The sequence below is a fragment of the Novosphingobium barchaimii LL02 genome (assembly GCF_001046635.1).
GTDB classification, from domain to species: domain Bacteria; phylum Pseudomonadota; class Alphaproteobacteria; order Sphingomonadales; family Sphingomonadaceae; genus Novosphingobium; species Novosphingobium barchaimii.
This window is the reverse complement of sequence record NZ_KQ130452.1, coordinates 1,031,752-1,049,490: the sequence shown is the minus strand read 5'-3', so window position 1 is coordinate 1,049,490 and position 17,739 is coordinate 1,031,752. Positions and strand designations below refer to the sequence as shown.

Genomic DNA, 17,739 nt, shown 5'->3' with positions numbered 1-17,739 from the left:
ACGCCAGCAGGGCAAGCATTCGTATGCATGTTGTCGCCTCGCACCGGACATGCCAGTCGCAGCGACTGCCTCTGACGCGGCGAAAGTCTGCGAGGAACGGGAAGGGACGCGATGCAAGACCACGCCGCAATTCAGGAAAAGCCGCGCCAGGGCTGGGCCGGCCTGTGGAACATCAGCTTCGGTTTCTTCGGCATCCAGATCGGCTTCGCGCTGCAGAACGCCAATATGAGCCGCGTCTTCCAGTCGCTCGGTTCCGGGATCGACGACTTGCCCGCGCTATGGGTGGCAGCGCCGCTAACCGGCCTGCTGGTGCAGCCCATCGTCGGCCACATGTCCGACCGGACGTGGCTGGGGCGGCTGGGACGGCGCCGGCCCTACTTCCTTGCCGGGGCCGTTCTGGCGGCCGCCGCATTGCTGCTCATGCCCGAAAGCGGGGGATCGGGCTCCGGCCTGCTGATGGCGGCGATGCTGCTGTGGATGCTGGACGCCAGCCTCAATGTCTCGATGGAGCCGTTCCGCGCCTTCGTGGGCGATATGCTGCGCCGCGACCAGCATACCGCCGGCTACGCGGTGCAGACCGCCTTCATCGGCGCGGGCGCGGTGGTCGGATCGCTGTTTCCTTATGTTCTGGAGCATCTTGGCGTCTCCAACAGCGCGGAATTGGGCGGCATTCCCGATACCGTGCGCTACAGCTTCTGGGCCGGCGGCATCGCGCTGCTGGCCGCCGTGCTGTGGACCGTGCTGACCACCCGCGAATATTCGCCCGAGGAACAGGCGGCGTTCGACGGCAAGGCCGATCATGATGACGGTGCATCCGCCGCTGCGCTCGCCGCACGCAGCATGACGGGCGGCCTTGCCTGGATCGCCGCCGGTCTGGTCACGGCGCTGCTGGTCTGGACGTGGGGGCTGGAAAAGGAAGTCTACCTTCTCGCGGGCCTCTTGGCCGGGTACGGCGCGGCGACGATGCTGGCGATCCGCCTTGCGCGCGCCGGGCGCAGTGCCTCGATGCTGGCCGGGATCGTTGGCGACTTTGCCGGGATGCCGCCGCTGATGAAGCGGCTGGCGTTTGTGCAGTTCTTCAGCTGGTCGGCGCTGTTCATCATGTGGATCAACACGACGCCGGTCGTGGCGCAGTACCACTTCGGCTCGGCTGACCCGGCCAGCGCGGCCTATCAGGAGGCGGGCAACTGGGTGGGTGTGCTGTTCTCGGTCTACAACGGCGTTGCGGCCGTCGCCGCTCTGGCGCTGCTGCCGCTGCTGTCCGCGCGGCTGGGCAAGGCGAAGACCCATGCGCTGTGCCTTGTTGCAGGCGCGGCCGGGTTCGCAGGCTTCCTGCTGCTGCGTGATCCCCAGGCGCTGCTGGCGTGCGAGATCGGCATCGGCATCGCCTGGGCCTCGATCCTTGCGATGCCTTATGCCATCCTCGCCAGCAGCCTGCCGCAGGCGAAGCTGGGCATCTACATGGGCCTGTTCAACGTCTTCGTGGTGCTACCGCAGCTTCTGGTGGCGACGGTCATGGGCTCGATCATGAAGGCCTTCTTCCCCGGTGAGCCGATCTGGACGATGGCTTTCGCCGCAGGCACACTGCTGGTCGCGGCGCTGGCATCGCTGCGGATAGGCGAGACGGCGCAGTAATAAATGCGTTGAGACAAGAAATAATCCATCTTCGCGGAGCATCGATCTTGCGCTAAGGGCGTTTCAAGAGAGGCACTCAGCGAAAGGGTCAAAAGACATGCGCGCCACCCCCGATTTCGATTTTGCGCTTGGCGAAAGCGCCCTGATGATCCGCGATACCGTGGCCCGTTTCGCGGACGAGCGGATCGCGCCGCTGGCCGCGAAGGTCGACGCCGAGGACTGGTTCCCGCGCGACCTCTGGCCCGAAATGGGCGCACTGGGACTGCACGGCATGACCGTCGAGGAAGAGTGGGGCGGCATCGGCCTGGGCTATCTCGAACACGTCATCGCGGTTGAGGAAGTGAGCCGGGCCTCGGCATCGGTCGGCCTGTCCTACGGCGCCCACTCCAACCTGTGCGTCAACCAGATCCGCCGCTGGGGCACCGACGCGCAGAAGGCCAGGTATCTGCCCGGCCTGATCTCGGGCGAGCAGGTGGGCAGCCTTGCCATGTCGGAAGTGGGCGCGGGTTCGGACGTGGTCGGCATGAAGCTGAAGGCGGAAAGCGTTTCGGGCGGATTCCAGCTCAACGGCACCAAGTTCTGGATCACCAACGGCACCTGCGCCGATACCCTGGTGGTCTACGCCAAGACCGGCGAAGGCTCCAAAGGCATCACCGCGTTCCTGATCGAAAAAGGCATGGCCGGGTTCTCGATCGGGCAGAAGATCGACAAGATGGGCATGCGCGGCTCACCCACCTGCGAACTGGTATTCGACGATTGCTTCGTGCCCGAAGAGAACGTCATGGGCCCGCTGCATGGCGGTGTCGGCGTACTGATGAGCGGGCTGGATTATGAGCGCGTGGTGCTTTCGGGCCTGCAGCTGGGCATCATGCAGGCATGTCTCGACACGGTCATCCCCTATCTTCGCGAGCGCAAGCAGTTCGGCAAGCCGATCGGCGCATTCCAGCTGATGCAGGCCAAGGTCGCGGACATGTACGTCGCGCTGCAATCGGCGCGGGCCTATGTCTATGCCGTGGCGCGCGCCTGCGATGCCGGGCAGACAACCCGTTTCGACGCGGCCGGAGCGATCCTGCTGGCGAGCGAGAACGCTTTTCGCGTCTCGGGCGAGGCGGTGCAGGCGCTGGGCGGTGCGGGCTATACCAAGGACTGGCCGGTGGAGCGCTACCTGCGCGATGCCAAGCTGCTGGATATCGGGGCGGGCACCAACGAAATCCGCCGAATGCTTATCGGGCGTGAACTGATCGGCGCGGTCTGACCTGCCGTAATCCTCTGCGTAACCGGCGCGAAGTGCCTGAAGGCGATCCCCGCGCCTGGCCTGGGGGTCAGGGCGCGGGGATCGGGATGATCCGGTCGGCGAGGCGTTCGACTTCGGCACGGTCGTGGCTGACGTAGAGTATCGGCAGTTTCAGGTCGCTGCGGATACGCTCGATCAGGCCGAGGATCTCGCCGCGCCGGGCGGCGTCGACCGAGGCGAGCGGTTCGTCCATCAGCAGGAATGCCGGGCCGGATAGCAGCGCGCGTCCGATGGCGACACGCTGCGCCTCGCCGCCCGAGAGCGTCGCGGGCATCCGGTCCAGCAAGGGGGCGATCCCCAGCAGGTCCAGCGTATCGTCCCAGCCCAGCGAGCGCCGCCGCGCCTCCGCCAGCTTCCAGCCGTACCGCAAGTTATCGCGCACCGTATGGTGGGGAAACAGCCGCAGATCCTGAAACACGTAGCCGCAGCGCCGCTGCTCCGGCTTGAGGTCGATACGCGCCGCGCGGTCGTAAAGCACCGTGCCGGAGACGGCGATGCGCCCCTGTGCAGGGCGGGCAAGGCCGGCCACCGCATCGAGCAGGCTGGTCTTGCCCGCGCCGGAGGGGCCGAACAGTGCGGTCAGGCCGGGGCCTGCGGTGAACTCGTAGGTCAGCCGCGGTCGCCCGCGCTTCAGGGTGACGGAGATTTCGAAGGCGGGAGCGTCAGAGGACATGGCGCCCCTTTTCCTGTCCGCTACGCCGCGCCAGCCACTCCGACAGCACCAGCGCGCCCACCGACAGCAGCACCGACAGCCCTGCCAGCCGCGCGACCTGTATGTCCGAGCCCGGCATCTGCAGGGCGCTGTAGATGGCCAGCGGCAGGGTCTGCGTTTCGCCGGGAATATTGGAGGCAAAAGTGATCGTGGCGCCGAATTCCCCCACCGAACGGGCGAGGCCAAGGACCAGCGCGGCAAGGATTCCGTTAGCCGATAGCGGCAGGGTGACGGTGGCGAAGGTGCGCCATGGTCCGGCTCCCAGCGTGCGTGCGGCGTTTTCCAGCCGCCGGTCGACAGCTTCCAGCGAAAGCCGCATCGCCCGCACCATCAATGGCAGCGCCATCACCGCCGCAGCCAGCGCGGCGCCCGTCCAGCGGAACAGGAAGGTTACGCCGAAAGTCCGCTCCAGAAAACCGCCCAGCGGCGCATTGGGACTGAAGGCGATCAGCAGCAGCCACCCGGTCACCACCGGCGGCAGAACCAGCGGCAGGTGGACCAGTGCGTCGACCAGCACTTTGCCCGGAAAGCGCCACCGGGCCAGTACCCACGCGAGCGCAAAGGACGCCGGCAGCGCTGCCACGATCGCAACGCCGCTGACTTTTAGCGAGAGGATGAGAACCTCCCACTCCGCCGGGGAAAGCCATCCAGGGGCCAGGGAATACACGGCCTGTCTATTTCGTCCCGAACCCGAAGCGGCGGAACACCGCCTTGCCTTCTGCGGAGATCAGGTAGCGGCGGAATGCATCGGCTTCGGGATTGCGTGAAGAGGCGATGAGGGCGACCGGGTAGCTGATCGGGTCGTGGCTGTTTTCGGGGAACACGCCGACGACGCGCACGCCCGGATCGGCGCGGGCATCGGTGGCGTAGACCACGCCCAGCGGCGCCGCGCCCCGGCTGACCAGCGCCAGCGCGGCGCGCACACTTTCACCCGGCGCAAGCTGGGTCTGCACCGAATTCCACACGCCCAGCTTGGTGAGCGACTGTTTGGCATAGACCCCAGCCGGCACGCCGGCCGGGTCGGCGATGGCGAGGCGTCCGGTGCCCAGCGTGCGGGAGAGCGGCATGTTCGCCGCGATGCGCAGGCGTACCGTGCTGGCGCGCGGGGCGATCAGCACCAGCGAATTGCGCAGGAATGAAATGCGTGTGCCCTTGCGCAGAAGTCCCTTGGACTGAACGTCGTTCATCCAGGGTTCGTCCGCCGAAACGAACAGGTCGGCAGGCGCGCCAGAGGCGATCTGACGTGCCAGGGCGGATGAACCGGCGAAGGAAATGCGCGGACGCGGATGGCCCTTTGCCTTCCAGGCATCGGCGGCGGCGTTCATCGATTCCTGCAGACTGGCGGCGGCAAGCACCAGCGGCGCCTGTTTCTGCGGTGCGGCCATGGTCGCCACAGGCAGCAGCGCGGCGAGCACCGCGAGAAACGCCGTCAACAAGATGGCGAGGTACTTGCGCATTCTAAAGTCTCCAAGGGGTACTGTATCTGACAGTATATCGCGGGCCCGCGTTTGCAAAGTATCGGGCAAGGCGGACAGGGGGGGGCGGAGCAAGTGCCCGCCTTCAGTCCTTCTGGCTGGCGCGTGGCTCAGATAGCAGGCGCCCGGCGAGGGCGTCGTAGTCCGTCCCGCGAGATGCATCGGCGATGCCGTCCTGCAAGGCGCGGTAATGGGCCAGCACCTTGCCACCAAGTTCGGTGAGCCGCGCCCCGCTGCTGGCCGAGCGCCCGGGTGAGGTGTGCACCAAAGGGCCGTTCCAGCAGCGGTTCATGACATCGACAAGCAGCCACGCCCGGCGGTAGCTCATGCCCATGGTCCGTGCAGCGGCCGAGATCGAGCCATGTTCGCAGATCGAGTCAAGCAGATCCGCCTTGCCAGGCCCCATGGCGATTTCGCTGCCACAATGGATCTGAATCTTGATCTTGAGGCTGGGCGCTGTCGTCATTGACGCAGCGTAGAATGGCTCCGGTCCGGCGGCAAGGGCAGGCCGCCGCCAGCGGCGAAAGCCAGGATGCGGTCTCGCGAATCACTTCGGCGCGTGGTTCAACCATATCGGCGCTGCCCTCTTGCATGTGCCGGGGCGCCGCCTGCGCGCACTTTGTGTTGCAGCGCACCGTCGACTGGCCGGTTTACTGCTGCCCTGCGGCAGAATTTGGAGGTGAGCGACCGGCAACGATTGCAAAGTTGAGCAAAACCAACTTGACCCGACGTTTTGCAATGCAAAATGACTGGATGATGCGATCAACAAAAATTTCGCAGTAAAGACCGAAAATTACCCAATAAAATATTATGATTGCACATTCTGTCTGAAAATTAAAAGCATGTGAGCCATTCGGGATATTCTGGAATAATGTGTCCGATTTTGGTATAACCATCGCAACAAGCGAACTGGGATCTGACGCCAATAGGTGCAGCCCGTGGGATTGATCAGGACGGTATGGGCGAAGAAGCGCTTTTGAAACCGTCTCGGCAATTGAGGATCAGGTGATGAAGGTCGCAGACGAAAACATTATCCGCTTCGAGAGTTTTTCGGAACGCACTCGGAACTTCTCGGCGCGCATCCCTGCCGGGATGGTCTATGCCGCCCAGCGGATGCGCAGCGGCGAGGAAGAGCATGACGGTCGCGGGCTCATCATCGCGATTTTGCTATGCATGGCATGTTGGGCTGCGCTGGGTTACTTCCTGCTGGCCTGAACGGTCAGTATCGCGCAGCGTTGTTTCCGGAATGGCGGGCATGAATTGCCGTCCATTTCGGCGTTAGATCACCATTTGATGGTGACGTTGACCTGAACTGAGGCGGCCTTCGGGCCGCCTTTTTCAGGCCTGTCCTCTTTGGAAATCCCTGTAGCGCGCCGCGTCTGACCGTTTGCCGGGCGGGACTGGTCCGTTAGCCCAGGAACTCCCGCACATCGGCCATGAACCGACCGAACTGATCGTGGTGCAGCCAGTGCCCTGCATCGTCATATTCAATCAGTTTGGCGGTAGGAAAATAGTCCATCCGACCGTCACCTGCCGGGCTGGCGGCGAAGCTGTCCTTGCCCCACAGCATCAGTACCGGACAGGCGATGGCTTCCCAAAGCGCGACGATCTGGTCCGTCGGCAGGTCCGAGGCTGACCAGACGTTGAGGTAATTGTCGAACTTCCAGCTCCAGGTGCCGTCCTCGTTGCGGCTGGCGCCGTGGACGGTGAGGTGGCGAGCCTGCTCGTCGGTGAGGAAGGTGTTTTCCTCCTTCATGCGCTGGTAGGCATCGCGCAAGGTGGCGTATTTGCGTACCGTGCGGGCCGAGGCCTTGCGCTTGTCCTCCACCCACTGGCGCAGGCGGTCGCTTGCATTGATTTCGGATTCGCGGCGCAGGCCGGGCGGCGGGCCCAGGCCTTCGATGTTGACGAACTTGGCCACTTTCTCGGGATACAGGCCGGTGTAGCGTGTGGCGATGTTGCCGCCCAGCGAATGGGCGATGATCGTCACCTTGTCCTGCCCCAGCGTGTGAACCAGCTGCGCGAAGTCGTAAACGAAGGCGTCCATGCCGTAGTGCCCCTCGGGCGACCACTCGCTGTCGCCGTGACCGCGCAGGTCCGGGCAGATGACGTGCCAGTCGCGGCGCAGTTCCTCGGCCACCCAGTCCCAGCTGCGGCAATGGTCGCGCCCGCCGTGCTGGAGGATCAGCAAGGGCGCATCCGCGTTGCCCCAGTCGACGTAGTTCAGGCGCAGGCGCTGCGAGACGAAACGGTTCGAGGTCGGGCCAAGCAATGATTCCATGCGCCATCAATTGGGGCGGGGCAGGGGCAAGGTCAATTGGCCAATGTTTGCCCGGCGGGACTGGCAAGCTCTCATTTGCGGGGATGAAATAAATGCTTGGGCACGCCAATGCTTGGCAAACCAGTGCTTGAACCCCTATCTCGCGGGCAACGAATTCACGCCGGAGACAGCCACATGGCGACCACGCACAAGACCCGTATGCTCATCATCGGCTCCGGCCCTGCCGGGCTTTCCGCCGCCATCTACGCTGCGCGCGCCGGGATGGCGCCGATCGTGGTGCAGGGCCTGCAGCCCGGCGGCCAGCTGACCATCACCACCGATGTTGAGAACTACCCCGGTTTCCGAGAGGTCATCCAGGGCCCCTGGCTGATGCAGGAGATGGAGGCCCAGGCGGTCCACGTCGGCACGCGCATGATGTGGGACACGATCACCTCGGTCGATATTTCGGGCGATACTTTCGTTGCCGTGGGCGACGGCGGCGATATCTATGAAGGCGAAACCCTGGTCATCGCCACCGGCGCGCAGGCGCAGTGGCTGGGCGTTCCGGGCGAGCAGGAGCTTTCGGGCAAGGGCGTTTCGGCCTGCGCCACCTGCGACGGGTTCTTCTACCGGGGCAAGAAGGTGGTCGTGATCGGCGGCGGCAACACCGCGGTCGAGGAAGCGCTGTACCTCACCAACCACTCCGACGACGTGACCCTGATCCACCGCCGCGATACGCTGCGGGCCGAGAAGATCCTGCAGGACCGCCTGTTCGCGCATCCCAAGATCAAGGTTGTGTGGAACCAGCGCGTCGACCGTTTCATGCCCGGCGATGACGGCGGTCTTCGCGCGCTGGCGCTGATTGACACCGTGACCGGCGAGCAGAGCGAAATCCTCACCGACGGCGCTTTCGTCGCTATCGGCCACGCGCCTGCGACCGAATTGTTCAAGGGCAAGCTGGCGATGGACGAGACCGGTTACCTGCTGGTCGAGCCGGGCACGCCCAAGACCGACGTTCCGGGCGTGTTCGCAGCCGGTGACGTTTCGGATCACGTGTACCGTCAGGCGATCACCGCTGCGGGAATGGGCTGCATGGCCGCGCTGGATGCCGAGCGCTATCTCGCCGAGAAGGAATTCGAGCGCGTCACCGAGACGGTGCAAGGCTGATACGGGAGCGGCGGAGGGGGGGCCTCTCCGCCGTGCTTACATCGCGCGGGATCACACGGTGCGAGCGGCCTTCGACAAGCTCAGCTTGAACGGGCTTCGACAGGCTCAGCCTGAGCGGAATCGAGCGGGTCGGAGGAGATTGCGGCGGTAGTGCTCAGGTCCGCTCAGCCTGAGCGTGTCGAAGGCCCATCGGCATACCCGGCCTCAGCCGCGCAGCACTTCCAGAACCTGCTCCACCAGCCAGTCCTGCGCTTCGGGTTCGACGTAGCTGTGCGTTGCGCCCGCGCAGGTGCGGATACGCGCATCCGCCTTGTCCCAGCGTGAGAGGAAGGCCAGCCCGGTGCGGTCCCGCCCAGCGACGAGAAAGCGGATGTCGCCTGCGAACCCGGCGATGCCCTGCGCCATCTGCGCGGCCAGTCCATCGGGTGCGGCAGGGGCGGGGCGCATTGCCGAGACAAGGCTGCGCGCCAGTTTCGCCAGCGAGACCTGCCCGGTCAGCAACCTTTTGATCGCCGCCGGATCGGCGAGACGGCGGCGGTAGTGATCGCGCACCACTTCGGCAGGCGCTTCCTCGGCGTCGTCCTCGATGGTCCAGGGGTTCGACAGCACCAGAGCGTCCAGCCCCGCGCCCTGTGCCAGCATCAGCGCGCTGGCGGCGTCGCAGTTGCCCAGCCCCACCACGCGGTCGACCTGCGGGCACTGCGCGCGCAAGGCGCGGGCCGCTGCGGCGAGGTCGTCGGCGCTGGAGCGGAAACCTGCGTTGACCCCCTCGCTGTCACCCACGCCGCGCCGGTCGAAGCGCAGGACTGGAAAGCCTTGCCCGGCGATCCGCGCGGCGAAGCGGGCCTGCCCGTTCCATGCTCCTGCGCGCACTTCGTTGCCGCCCGAGACGATGAGCAGCGCGGTGCGTCCCGGCGCCGGATCCAGCGTAGCGACAAGGCCGTCGCCGCCGCACAGGAACGTGAAATGCCGCCGGCTCATGATGCAAGCGCCGAAGCAAGGATCGCCGCCAGCGCATCTGCCTGAGCGGCGTTCTCGTCAGGTTCGGCGCGCAGCCACAGGCCGCTGCCGCCCAGCCGGTCCTGTGCGACGATCACGGCATCGTCATCCGCCGTCATCGGTTCGAACTGGCGGTAGAAATCGGCGCCAAGTGAATAGCCGGCCAGGGCAATCCCGTCCGCCAGCGCGATTTGTGCCAGCTGTTCGCGGTTCTCCTCGCGGCCCGCCTCACGCGAGGCGAGGATGCGGGCGCGCACCATCTGGCGCAGGATCGAGGCGGCCTTGACCGGGGCGTAGTGAAAGGCGGGCAGGCGCTGCGGGGTGAACAGGCAGCCGCCGCGAATGCCCAGAACGTGACCGGCGTTGAAGTGCCGGGCCGCTGCCGTCATGGCGTCCAGCCAGTCGGTCGGGTCCTGTGCTTCCAGCGCCTGCAGGCTTTCGTTGCAGCCTGGAAAATCGGGCAGGAAACTGTCGATTCCGGCCGCGTCCAGCCGGCGCATCACCTCTACGGTGAAGCGCCGCATCCGGTTGCCTTCGTCGAACAGCGCCGGGACGACGAGCAGGCGCACGCTGCGACCCGCGTCGAACTGGAGCGCGAATTCCTCGCAAGTGCCGCCACCGGGGAGCGGGCAGGGCCAGCTCGACGGGGTCATCGGCACATGCCCATCAGGAGCCGCGCTTCGCCTCGGCGAAAGCAAGCAGGCCGCCGTAGGTCTCCAGCATCTCGCCGTCGATCTCGTCGTCCTCGATCATGATGTCGAGGCGGTCTTCCAGTTCGGTGAGCAGGCCGGCCACCGCCATCGAATCGAGTTCGGGCAAGTGGCCGAACAGGCCGGTATCGGCATCGAATGCATCGGCCTGGCCGGGCTTTAGGCCCAGCACATCCGTCAGGATGCGGCGCAGCAGCAGGTCGGTTTCGTCTGGCATGGCCCCTCGGCGCAGTCTCATTATTAACGGGCGGCGTCTAGCCGCGCTTCGCACCTGCGGCAAGACCGCGCAGGCCGATCCGGGCGAGAACGGGCCAGTTTCGCGGAGAAAACGGGCGAAACATGTCCAGCCGGTAGCGTGCGCGTCGCTGTTCCATCCAATCCTGCTTGTAGGGATCGTCGCCGGTGCCGAAATCGACCAGCGTTACCCGGTCGACGTCGATCACGCGGCGCATCAGGGCGGCGGTGAGCACGGAGCCGGGCGAGAGGGGGCGGGCTGCCTCGCGGTGAGCCAGCTTGTGGATGAAGGCGGTGCCTCCCTCCACCGTCCACATCTGGGCGGCGATGGCGGGGCCTTGCGGGTCTGCCGCGTCGTGGGCGAGGGCCAGTCTGAGGCGGCCCGCCGCGCCTTCGGCGCGGGCAAATGCGCGCAGGAAATCGGGAGATCCTTCCTCGGGCTTCCAGCTTTCGGCGTATATCGATTCGTACTGCGCCCAAGCCTCGCCGTCGAATTCGGTGAGGATCTGTGTGGCCACCTTGCCCGATTTGCGCTTCAGGGTGGTGCGCAGTTTGCCGGGGCGGGCAGCCAGATATGCGTCGCAGGAGCGTCCTTCCAGCGGCAGGATGCGGTTGGTGTCGCAAACCTCGCGAAGGACCAGCCACCCAGCCTTGCGGAACGCGGTTTCGAGCGCGGAGGCGCTGCCGTCCTCGTCGGGGACGTGGGAGAGGGTTATGCGATGCGCGCGCGATTTCAGACTTGCCGCCAGCGCATCCAGCGGCGCGCCCGCACCCACCAGAATCGGGCGGAACCGGAAGGTGTACCAGTTGGACAGCGCGGTCAGGTGGCCTGCCTTTCCGGCCAGCGGCAGCACGGCAAGGGCATCATCAGTCCCGCGCGCTACCGCCAGCAGCGGTGTCAGCCCGCAATGCTGCGACAGCCCCTGCCACCACGCCAGCCGGTCGAAGGGCGCGCTCTGGTGCGTTTCGGACAGCGCCTGCGCAAGCTGGCCATCCGATTGCACTTCCTTAAGATCAGAGTGATAATCGACCTTCACCACGTCCTCGCGGAGCCTTTCCTTGCATATGCCCGGCAGTCTTGAACAATCCATCCTGCCGCTCGACCATCTGGCCCTGCGCGGGCACGATGACGGCGATGCTCTGGTACTGCGTGAAGGCGTGCTTAGTTGGAAGGACTTAAGATCGCGTGTCTCACGCCTGGCTGCTTGGCTGGCCCGCGAGGTGCCCGAAAAAGGCGCGCGTGTCGCCACCTGGGCCGCAAAGGGCGAACTGACCTGCCTCATGCCGCTGGCGGCGGCGCGGGCGGGGCTGGTGCATGTGCCGGTCAATCCGCTGCTCAAGCACGCGCAGGTCGCGCATATTCTGGGCGATAGCGGGTCTGTGCTGCTGATCGCCACGCCCGCAAGGCTGTCGACGCTGAACGCGGCCGACGTGCCCGGCGGCTGCCGCCTGCTGGGCGAGGGGGAGGCATTGCAGACCGCCGCCGATCTGGGCGGCGATATGCTGCCGTCCGAGGCGGACCCGGATGACCTTGCCGCGATCCTTTATACCAGCGGCTCCACCGGGCGGCCCAAGGGGGTGATGCTGAGCCATGCCAACATGTGGCTGGGGGCGCAAAGTGTCGCCGATTATCTGGGCCTTGCGGCGGATGACCGGACGCTGGCGGTGCTGCCGCTTTCGTTCGATTACGGGCAGAACCAGCTGCTCTCTACGTGGTTTGCGGGCGGCTGCGTGATCCCGCTCGACTACCTGATGCCGCGCGATGTCGTGAAGGCGGCGGGGCGGCACGGGGTCACCACGCTTGCCGCCGTGCCGCCGTTGTGGGTGCAGGTCTGCGAACTGGACTGGCCGGCAGAAACGGCGGCGAAGCTGCGGCGCCTGACCAATAGCGGCGGCGCGCTGACGGTCGATCTGGTCCGCCGCCTGCGCGCGCTGTTCCCGCAGGCGCGGCTGTTTCCCATGTACGGACTGACCGAGGCGTTCCGCTCGACCTATCTCGACCCGGACCTTGTCGATAGCCATCCGACCTCGATGGGCAAGGCGATCCCTCATGCCGAAATCCTCGTGATCAACGACTTGGGCGAGGTTGCTGAGGATGGACAGGAGGGTGAGCTGGTGCACTGCGGGCCGCTGGTCGCGCAAGGGTACTGGCAGGACGCCGCGCGTACCGCCGAGCGGTACAGGCCTGCGCCCGCGGCTTCGCGCTATGGCGGGATCGCGGTGTGGTCGGGGGACCGGGTGAAGCGGGCCGCCGATGGCCTGCTCTATTTCGTCGGCCGGCGCGATGCGATGATAAAGAGCGCGGGCAACCGCATCTCCCCGCAGGAGATCGAGGAAGCAGCGCTGGGCACCGGCCTCGTCGCCGAGGCGGTGGCGCTGGGCGTGGCTGACGAGCGGCTTGGACAGGCGGTGCACCTCGTCGTAAGGGCGGCGCCATCAAGCCTCGATGCATCGGAGGAATTGCCCCGCAAGCTCATGCAGGAACTACCGAATTTCATGCAGCCCAAAGTGATCCACTGGCGCGATGCGATGCCGATCGGGCCGAACGGCAAGATCGACCGGACCGGCCTTGCCGCCCAGATTTCGGCGGAGACGGCCGCGTGAAAGCGCTTGGTCCGATCCCGGCCGGGTACGACGCCATCGATGGTGTTCTTGCCATCGGCGGGCGCCCTGTCACCCATTGGGTCGAGGAGGCCGGCGCAACGCCGCTGTTCGTCTACAGCGCCGATCACGTGCGCCGCCGGGTGGCCGAGCTTCGCGCCGCGCTGCCGCAGCGGGTGGCGCTGCACTATGCGGTGAAGGCCAATCCCTATCCGCCGCTGCTGGCGCTGATGGCGGGGCTGGTCGACGGATTCGACATCGCCTCGGGCGGGGAACTGGAGATCGTGCGGGGGGCGGGTCTGCCGCTGGCCAAGGTCAGCTTCGCCGGTCCCGGCAAGCGCGATGCCGAACTGGAAGCGGCGATTCTGGCAGGGGTCACCCTGAACCTCGAATCGGAGGGCGAGGCCGCCCGCGCCATCGCCATCGGTGAGCGCCTCGGCAAAACGCCGCGTCTGGCGATCCGGGTCAATCCCAGCTTCGACCTCAAGGGGTCTGGCATGAAAATGGGCGGCGGCGCCAAGCCCTTTGGCATCGATGCCGAACGGGTGCCGGCGCTGGTCCGCACGGTGATCGAAAGCGGCGCGGAGTGGCGCGGTTTTCACATCTTCGCGGGCAGCCAGGCGCTGGGAGCGGAGGCCATCGCCGAGACGCAGGCGCAGGCGCTCGCTCTGGCGGCGCAGCTGGCACAGGAAAGCGGCGCGCCGCTGCCGCATTGCAATCTGGGCGGGGGCCTTGGCATTCCCTACTTCCCCGGTGACACGCCGGTCGATCTGCCGCTGGTTGGGCAGCTATTGGCGCAGCAGATGGAATCGCTCCCCGAAGTCCTGCGCGAAACCGAGTTCTGCATCGAACTGGGCCGCTATCTGGTGGGCGAGGCGGGGGTCTATCTCGCGCGGATCGTCGACCGCAAGATCAGCCACGGCGAGGTGTTTCTCGTCACGGACGGCGGGCTGCATCACCAGCTTGCAGCCTCGGGCAATTTCGGCACGGTGGTGCGGCGCAACTATCCTTCGGCCATCGCCACGCGCTTTGGCGCCGGGGTGGAGGAAGAAGCCTCGATCGTGGGGTGCCTGTGTACGCCGCTCGACAAGCTGGCCGACAAAGGCGGTTTTCCGCGCGCCGATGTGGGCGATCTGATCGCGGTGTTCTGCGCCGGGGCCTACGGCGCCAGCGCCAGCCCCGCGATGTTCCTGGGGCAGGGACCGGCGGCGGAAATGCTCGTCCAGGCATAACGGGACGGAGGAAACGGGCGTTAACCCTTGTTTTCGCTCCGTCCCGTTATGGGACCGCATTTAATTAGCCCGTCAAGGCTAACGCAATATTCACCCTTTCAACCGATACCGGACACCGGATTTTGCCAAGTCCTGCCCTTTGCCTTCGCGCACGGGATGCAGGCAGGCGCATACAGGGAAGTCTCCATGCCGCATCGCCGCCTCACCCGACTCCTGGCTGGTTCCACGCTTGCCAGCGTCGCCCTGACGGGATGCGCCTCTACTTCCGGGTCGCAGTTGCCGCCTGCATCCTTCGTGTCGATGCAGGAAGGGCCGGGCGAGGAATATATCATCGGCCCGCTGGACCAACTGACCGTGTTCGTCTGGCGCAACCCTGAACTGGGCGCGAAAGTGCAGGTGCGGCCCGATGGGCGCATCACCACACCGCTCATCACCGACATGCCGGCCGTGGGCAAGACGCCCTCGATGCTGGCCGAGGACATCCGCCTCCAGCTCTCGCAATATATCGAGGACCCGCTGGTTTCTGTCATCGTCGACGGGTTCTCCGGCACGTTCAGCCAGCAGATCCGCATCGTCGGCGCGACCGAGAAGCCGGCCTCGATCCCGTACCGCGCGAACATGACCGTGCTTGACGCGATGATTGCGGTTGGCGGCCTGTCCGAATATGCGGCAGGTAACAAGGCGCGCCTGATCCGCTTCGACAAGGCGAGCGGCACGCAAAAGGAATACGACCTGAAGCTGGGCGATCTGCTCAAAAAGGGTGACAGCAAGGCCAATGTCATGCTGAGCCCGGGCGACGTGATCATCATCCCCGAGAGCATGTTCTAAGAGGCCGGATCGAAACCATGGATACGCTCTACGAAGAACTGCTCAGCGCGCTGCACAGCGTCTGGCATCGCCGCTGGATAGCGCTGGGCGCTGCGTGGGCGGTGTGCATGGCCGGTTGGCTGGTGGTTGCCATGGTGCCCAACAGCTACGAATCGCGCGCCCGCATCTTCATCCAGCTCGACGACGCCCTTGCCGAGCAGGTTGGCATCGGCGTGGCCGACAAGAAACGCGATATCGAGCGTATCCGCCAAACCCTGACCAGCGCCGTCAACCTTGAGAAGGTGGTGCGCGCGACGCGTCTGGGCGACACGATCCAGAACCCGAAGCAGATGGAAGCCGCGGTCCTCAAGCTGGCCAACAACGTCAAGGTCGTGAGCCAGGAGGACAACCTCTTCGAGATCACCGCCACCGCCAACAACAAGTCCTTTTCGGACCCCGAGAATGCCCAGTTGGCGCAGAGCGTCGCGCAAAAGCTGATCGACATCTTCCGCGAGGAAAATCTCTCGGGCGACCGGGGCGACATGGTCGAGACGATGCAGTTCGTGAACCAGCAGCTCCAGCAGCGCGAGCGTGAGCTGGAATCGGCTGAAAGCAAGCGCACCGCGTTCGAGGCCCAGCACCCGGAAATGGCGCTGGGCGGCGCCGCGATGGTGCAGCGGCTCGAAACCTCGCGCGCTTCGCTGCGGGACATCGAGGCCGACCTTTCCGCTGCGCAGAGCGCTTCCGCCGCGATCGACGGCCAGCTTGCCGGAACCCCGCGCACGATCGCGGGCGGCGTTGCCGATGGCAGTCCGCAGTCCGTACTTGCCCGCGCCCAGGCGGACCTCGCCGGGATGCGCGCACGCGGCCTCACCGAAAACCACCCCGACGTGATCGCTGCCCGCAATCAGGTGGCGGCGCTGCGGGGCGCGGCTTCGCAGGATGCGGCGAACGGCGGGGGGACGATCAATCCCGCTTATAGCTCGCTCCAGTCGATCCGGGCAGAGCGTCAGGCCAATGTCCAGGCGCTCCAGTCGCGCAAGGCCGCGCTCCAGTCGGACATCGCTTCGCTCACGGCCTCGGCGATCCAGGACCCGGAGCTTGCCACCCAGGCGACCCGCATCAACCGAGACTACGACGTGCTGCGCCAGCAGTATGACAAACTCCTGCAGGACCGTGAGGAACTGCGCCTGCGCGGCGAAGTGAAGACCGAGCGTGAAGCGGTGAAGTTCGAAGTGGTCGATCCGCCGACGACCCCGCGCTCGCCGGTTGCGCCCAACCGTCCGGTGCTGCTGCTGGGCGTGCTGGTAGTCGGCCTTGCGGGCGGCTGCGCGGCGGCCTTCGCCCTCAGCCGCGTGCGTTCGGTGTTCGCGACGACCTCGGGGCTGGAGCGCGCGACCGGGCTGCCGGTGCTCGGCGCGATTTCGCAGAGCCTGACCGATGGTGCCCGCGCGCTGCGTGCCAAGCGCCTGAAATACTTCTACGCCAGCTGCGCCGCGCTTTGCGGGCTGTTCGTGGTGCTGCTTGCCGCCGAATTCATTCAGCGCGGCATGGTGGCCTGAGGGAACCTGTATGACCGATCAGCACAAGATCCCCGAACCCAGGCAGCAGGGCGAGTCCGCCGGCCAATCGCTGTTCGAGCGCGCCGCCGGAAAGTTCGACTTCAACAGCTTCCTCGGCAAGCCGCTGCCGGTTTCGACCGAGCCGCCTTCGCGCCGTTTTCCGGTAAAGCCGCCCGAGGCCCAGCAGGTCGCGGCTGCGCCCGTGCCTGCACCGGCTCCTGCGCCCGCTGCGCCTGCGGTTGCTGCCCCGGCTCCTGCGGTTGCTGCCGCGCCGGTCGCCGTGCCCGAACCTGCCCCCGAACCGGCCATCTTCCACGGCGAGGCCCACCCGGTCGACCGGGAGCATCTGCGCGCCCAGGGCCTGATCGTGCCCGAAGGCACCGTAACCGAACTTCTGGAAGAGTTCCGCATCGTCAAGCGCCAGCTGCTGGTGCAGGCGGCGGACCTGCGCCGACAGAAGGCAGGCCCGATGGCCCAGCGCATCCTCGTCAGCTCGCCCCATCCGGGTGAGGGCAAGACGTACTGCGCGCTCAACCTCGCGCTTTCCATCGCCGCCGAGAAGGACAGCGAAGTTCTGCTAGTGGATGCCGATTTCGCCAAGCCCTCGATCCTTTCCGCGCTCGGCCTGCCGGGCGGTCCGGGGTTGATGGACGCGCTGATGGATGAGGAACTGGATGTCGCCGACTGCGTGCTGGGCACCGATATTCCGGGTCTCTGGGTGCTGCCCGCAGGCGACACGACCAGCCACGACAGCGAATATATCGCCAGCGCGCGCACCGCGCGCGTGCTTGACCGGCTGACGCAGGGCTCTCCCAATCGCATGGTGATCTTCGATTCGCCGCCCGCGCTATCGGCCTCGCCGGCGGCGGAGCTGGCCAAGTATGTCGGCCAGACGATGGTGATCGTGCGCGCCGACAAGACCGGGCGCGGTGCGCTCAACGATGCGATCTCGCTGCTTGGCGCCTGCCCGAACTTGCAGCTTCTGCTTAATGCGGCGCAGTTCAGCCCGAGTGGCCGCCGCTTCGGTTCTTATTACGGATACAGGGGATGA

General features: G+C 66.1%; 18 protein-coding genes. 9 read left to right on the top strand and 9 right to left on the bottom strand.

Annotation, left to right across the window (positions count from 1 at the left end; genetic code table 11):
* Window positions 1-111 precede the first annotated feature (111 nt).
* Together V474_RS05245 and V474_RS05240 are read left to right on the top strand one after the other, a co-directional pair.
* Complete coding sequence (locus V474_RS05245; RefSeq protein WP_059150418.1) at window positions 112-1,635, top strand: MFS transporter; 1,524 nt, start codon at window positions 112-114, stop codon at window positions 1,633-1,635.
* A gap of 97 nt (window positions 1,636-1,732) precedes the next feature.
* Complete coding sequence (locus V474_RS05240; protein WP_059150417.1) at window positions 1,733-2,890, top strand: acyl-CoA dehydrogenase family protein; 1,158 nt, start codon at window positions 1,733-1,735, stop codon at window positions 2,888-2,890.
* Between the two features lie 67 nt (window positions 2,891-2,957).
* Here the strand turns inward: V474_RS05240 and V474_RS05235 are convergent, their stop codons facing one another.
* The 4 genes from V474_RS05235 to V474_RS05220 all read right to left on the bottom strand — a co-directional run bounded on the left by V474_RS05235 (window position 2,958) and on the right by V474_RS05220 (window position 5,582).
* Window positions 2,958-3,602 (bottom strand): molybdenum ABC transporter ATP-binding protein, encoded by a 645-nt coding sequence (locus V474_RS05235; protein WP_059150416.1) that lies wholly within the window; start codon window positions 3,600-3,602, stop codon window positions 2,958-2,960.
* Window positions 3,592-4,308 carry a molybdate ABC transporter permease subunit gene (modB, locus tag V474_RS05230; RefSeq protein ID WP_236710694.1) on the bottom strand — a complete coding sequence of 239 codons (717 nt, stop codon included), beginning with the start codon at window positions 4,306-4,308 and terminating at the stop codon, window positions 3,592-3,594. Before modB ends, V474_RS05235 begins: the two co-directional genes overlap by 11 nt.
* Before the next feature lie 7 nt (window positions 4,309-4,315).
* Window positions 4,316-5,098 carry a molybdate ABC transporter substrate-binding protein gene (gene modA, locus V474_RS05225; RefSeq protein WP_059150415.1) on the bottom strand — a complete coding sequence of 261 codons (783 nt, stop codon included), beginning with the start codon at window positions 5,096-5,098 and terminating at the stop codon, window positions 4,316-4,318.
* A 103-nt stretch (window positions 5,099-5,201) separates the two neighbouring features.
* Entirely contained in the window at window positions 5,202-5,582 is a 381-nt protein-coding gene (locus V474_RS05220; protein WP_059150414.1) for a winged helix-turn-helix domain-containing protein, read from the bottom strand.
* 542 nt (window positions 5,583-6,124) lie between these two features.
* On the opposite strand from V474_RS05220, the gene V474_RS05215 reads away from it, so the two are divergent.
* A complete protein-coding gene (locus V474_RS05215; RefSeq protein ID WP_059150413.1) occupies window positions 6,125-6,331 on the top strand; it encodes a hypothetical protein in 207 nt (68 codons plus the stop codon).
* 193 nt (window positions 6,332-6,524) lie between these two features.
* Here the strand turns inward: V474_RS05215 and V474_RS05210 are convergent, their stop codons facing one another.
* On the bottom strand, window positions 6,525-7,397 hold the full coding sequence (locus V474_RS05210; protein WP_059150412.1) for an alpha/beta fold hydrolase: 873 nt from the start codon (window positions 7,395-7,397) through the stop codon (window positions 6,525-6,527).
* A gap of 174 nt (window positions 7,398-7,571) precedes the next feature.
* Between V474_RS05210 and trxB the strand changes: the two genes are divergently transcribed.
* Window positions 7,572-8,543 carry a thioredoxin-disulfide reductase gene (trxB, locus tag V474_RS05205; RefSeq protein ID WP_059150411.1) on the top strand — a complete coding sequence of 324 codons (972 nt, stop codon included), beginning with the start codon at window positions 7,572-7,574 and terminating at the stop codon, window positions 8,541-8,543.
* 204 nt (window positions 8,544-8,747) lie between these two features.
* On the opposite strand, the gene V474_RS05200 is transcribed toward trxB, so the two are convergent.
* Genes V474_RS05200 through V474_RS05185 form a run of 4 tightly spaced genes read right to left on the bottom strand, consistent with a single transcriptional unit; the run spans window position 8,748 to window position 11,577 of the window.
* Window positions 8,748-9,524, bottom strand: coding sequence for a hydrolase 1, exosortase A system-associated (locus V474_RS05200; protein WP_059150410.1), 777 nt, complete (start codon window positions 9,522-9,524; stop codon window positions 8,748-8,750).
* Complete coding sequence (locus V474_RS05195) at window positions 9,521-10,195, bottom strand: alpha/beta hydrolase family protein (RefSeq protein WP_059150409.1); 675 nt, start codon at window positions 10,193-10,195, stop codon at window positions 9,521-9,523. Before V474_RS05195 ends, V474_RS05200 begins: the two co-directional genes overlap by 4 nt.
* A gap of 13 nt (window positions 10,196-10,208) precedes the next feature.
* Entirely contained in the window at window positions 10,209-10,469 is a 261-nt protein-coding gene (locus V474_RS05190) for an acyl carrier protein (protein WP_043972638.1), read from the bottom strand.
* Window positions 10,470-10,506: 37 nt separating this feature from the next.
* On the bottom strand, window positions 10,507-11,577 hold the full coding sequence (locus V474_RS05185; protein WP_059150792.1) for a GNAT family N-acetyltransferase: 1,071 nt from the start codon (window positions 11,575-11,577) through the stop codon (window positions 10,507-10,509).
* Between V474_RS05185 and V474_RS05180 the strand changes: the two genes are divergently transcribed.
* The 5 genes from V474_RS05180 to V474_RS05160 all read left to right on the top strand — a co-directional run bounded on the left by V474_RS05180 (window position 11,552) and on the right by V474_RS05160 (window position 17,739).
* Window positions 11,552-13,090 (top strand): acyl-CoA ligase (AMP-forming), exosortase A system-associated, encoded by a 1,539-nt coding sequence (locus tag V474_RS05180; RefSeq protein ID WP_059150408.1) that lies wholly within the window; start codon window positions 11,552-11,554, stop codon window positions 13,088-13,090. The genes V474_RS05185 and V474_RS05180 overlap by 26 nt on opposite strands.
* Window positions 13,087-14,319, top strand: a complete 1,233-nt coding sequence (locus V474_RS05175) for a pyridoxal-dependent decarboxylase, exosortase A system-associated (protein ID WP_059150407.1) — start codon at window positions 13,087-13,089, stop codon at window positions 14,317-14,319. Before V474_RS05180 ends, V474_RS05175 begins: the two co-directional genes overlap by 4 nt.
* Window positions 14,320-14,505: 186 nt before the next feature.
* Window positions 14,506-15,147, top strand: coding sequence for an XrtA/PEP-CTERM system exopolysaccharide export protein (locus V474_RS05170; protein ID WP_059150406.1), 642 nt, complete (start codon window positions 14,506-14,508; stop codon window positions 15,145-15,147).
* Window positions 15,148-15,164: 17 nt separating this feature from the next.
* Window positions 15,165-16,688: an XrtA system polysaccharide chain length determinant gene (locus V474_RS05165; RefSeq protein WP_059150405.1), complete on the top strand. Its 1,524-nt coding sequence runs from the start codon at window positions 15,165-15,167 to the stop codon at window positions 16,686-16,688.
* Between the two features lie 10 nt (window positions 16,689-16,698).
* Window positions 16,699-17,739: a P-loop NTPase family protein gene (locus V474_RS05160; RefSeq protein ID WP_059150404.1), complete on the top strand. Its 1,041-nt coding sequence runs from the start codon at window positions 16,699-16,701 to the stop codon at window positions 17,737-17,739.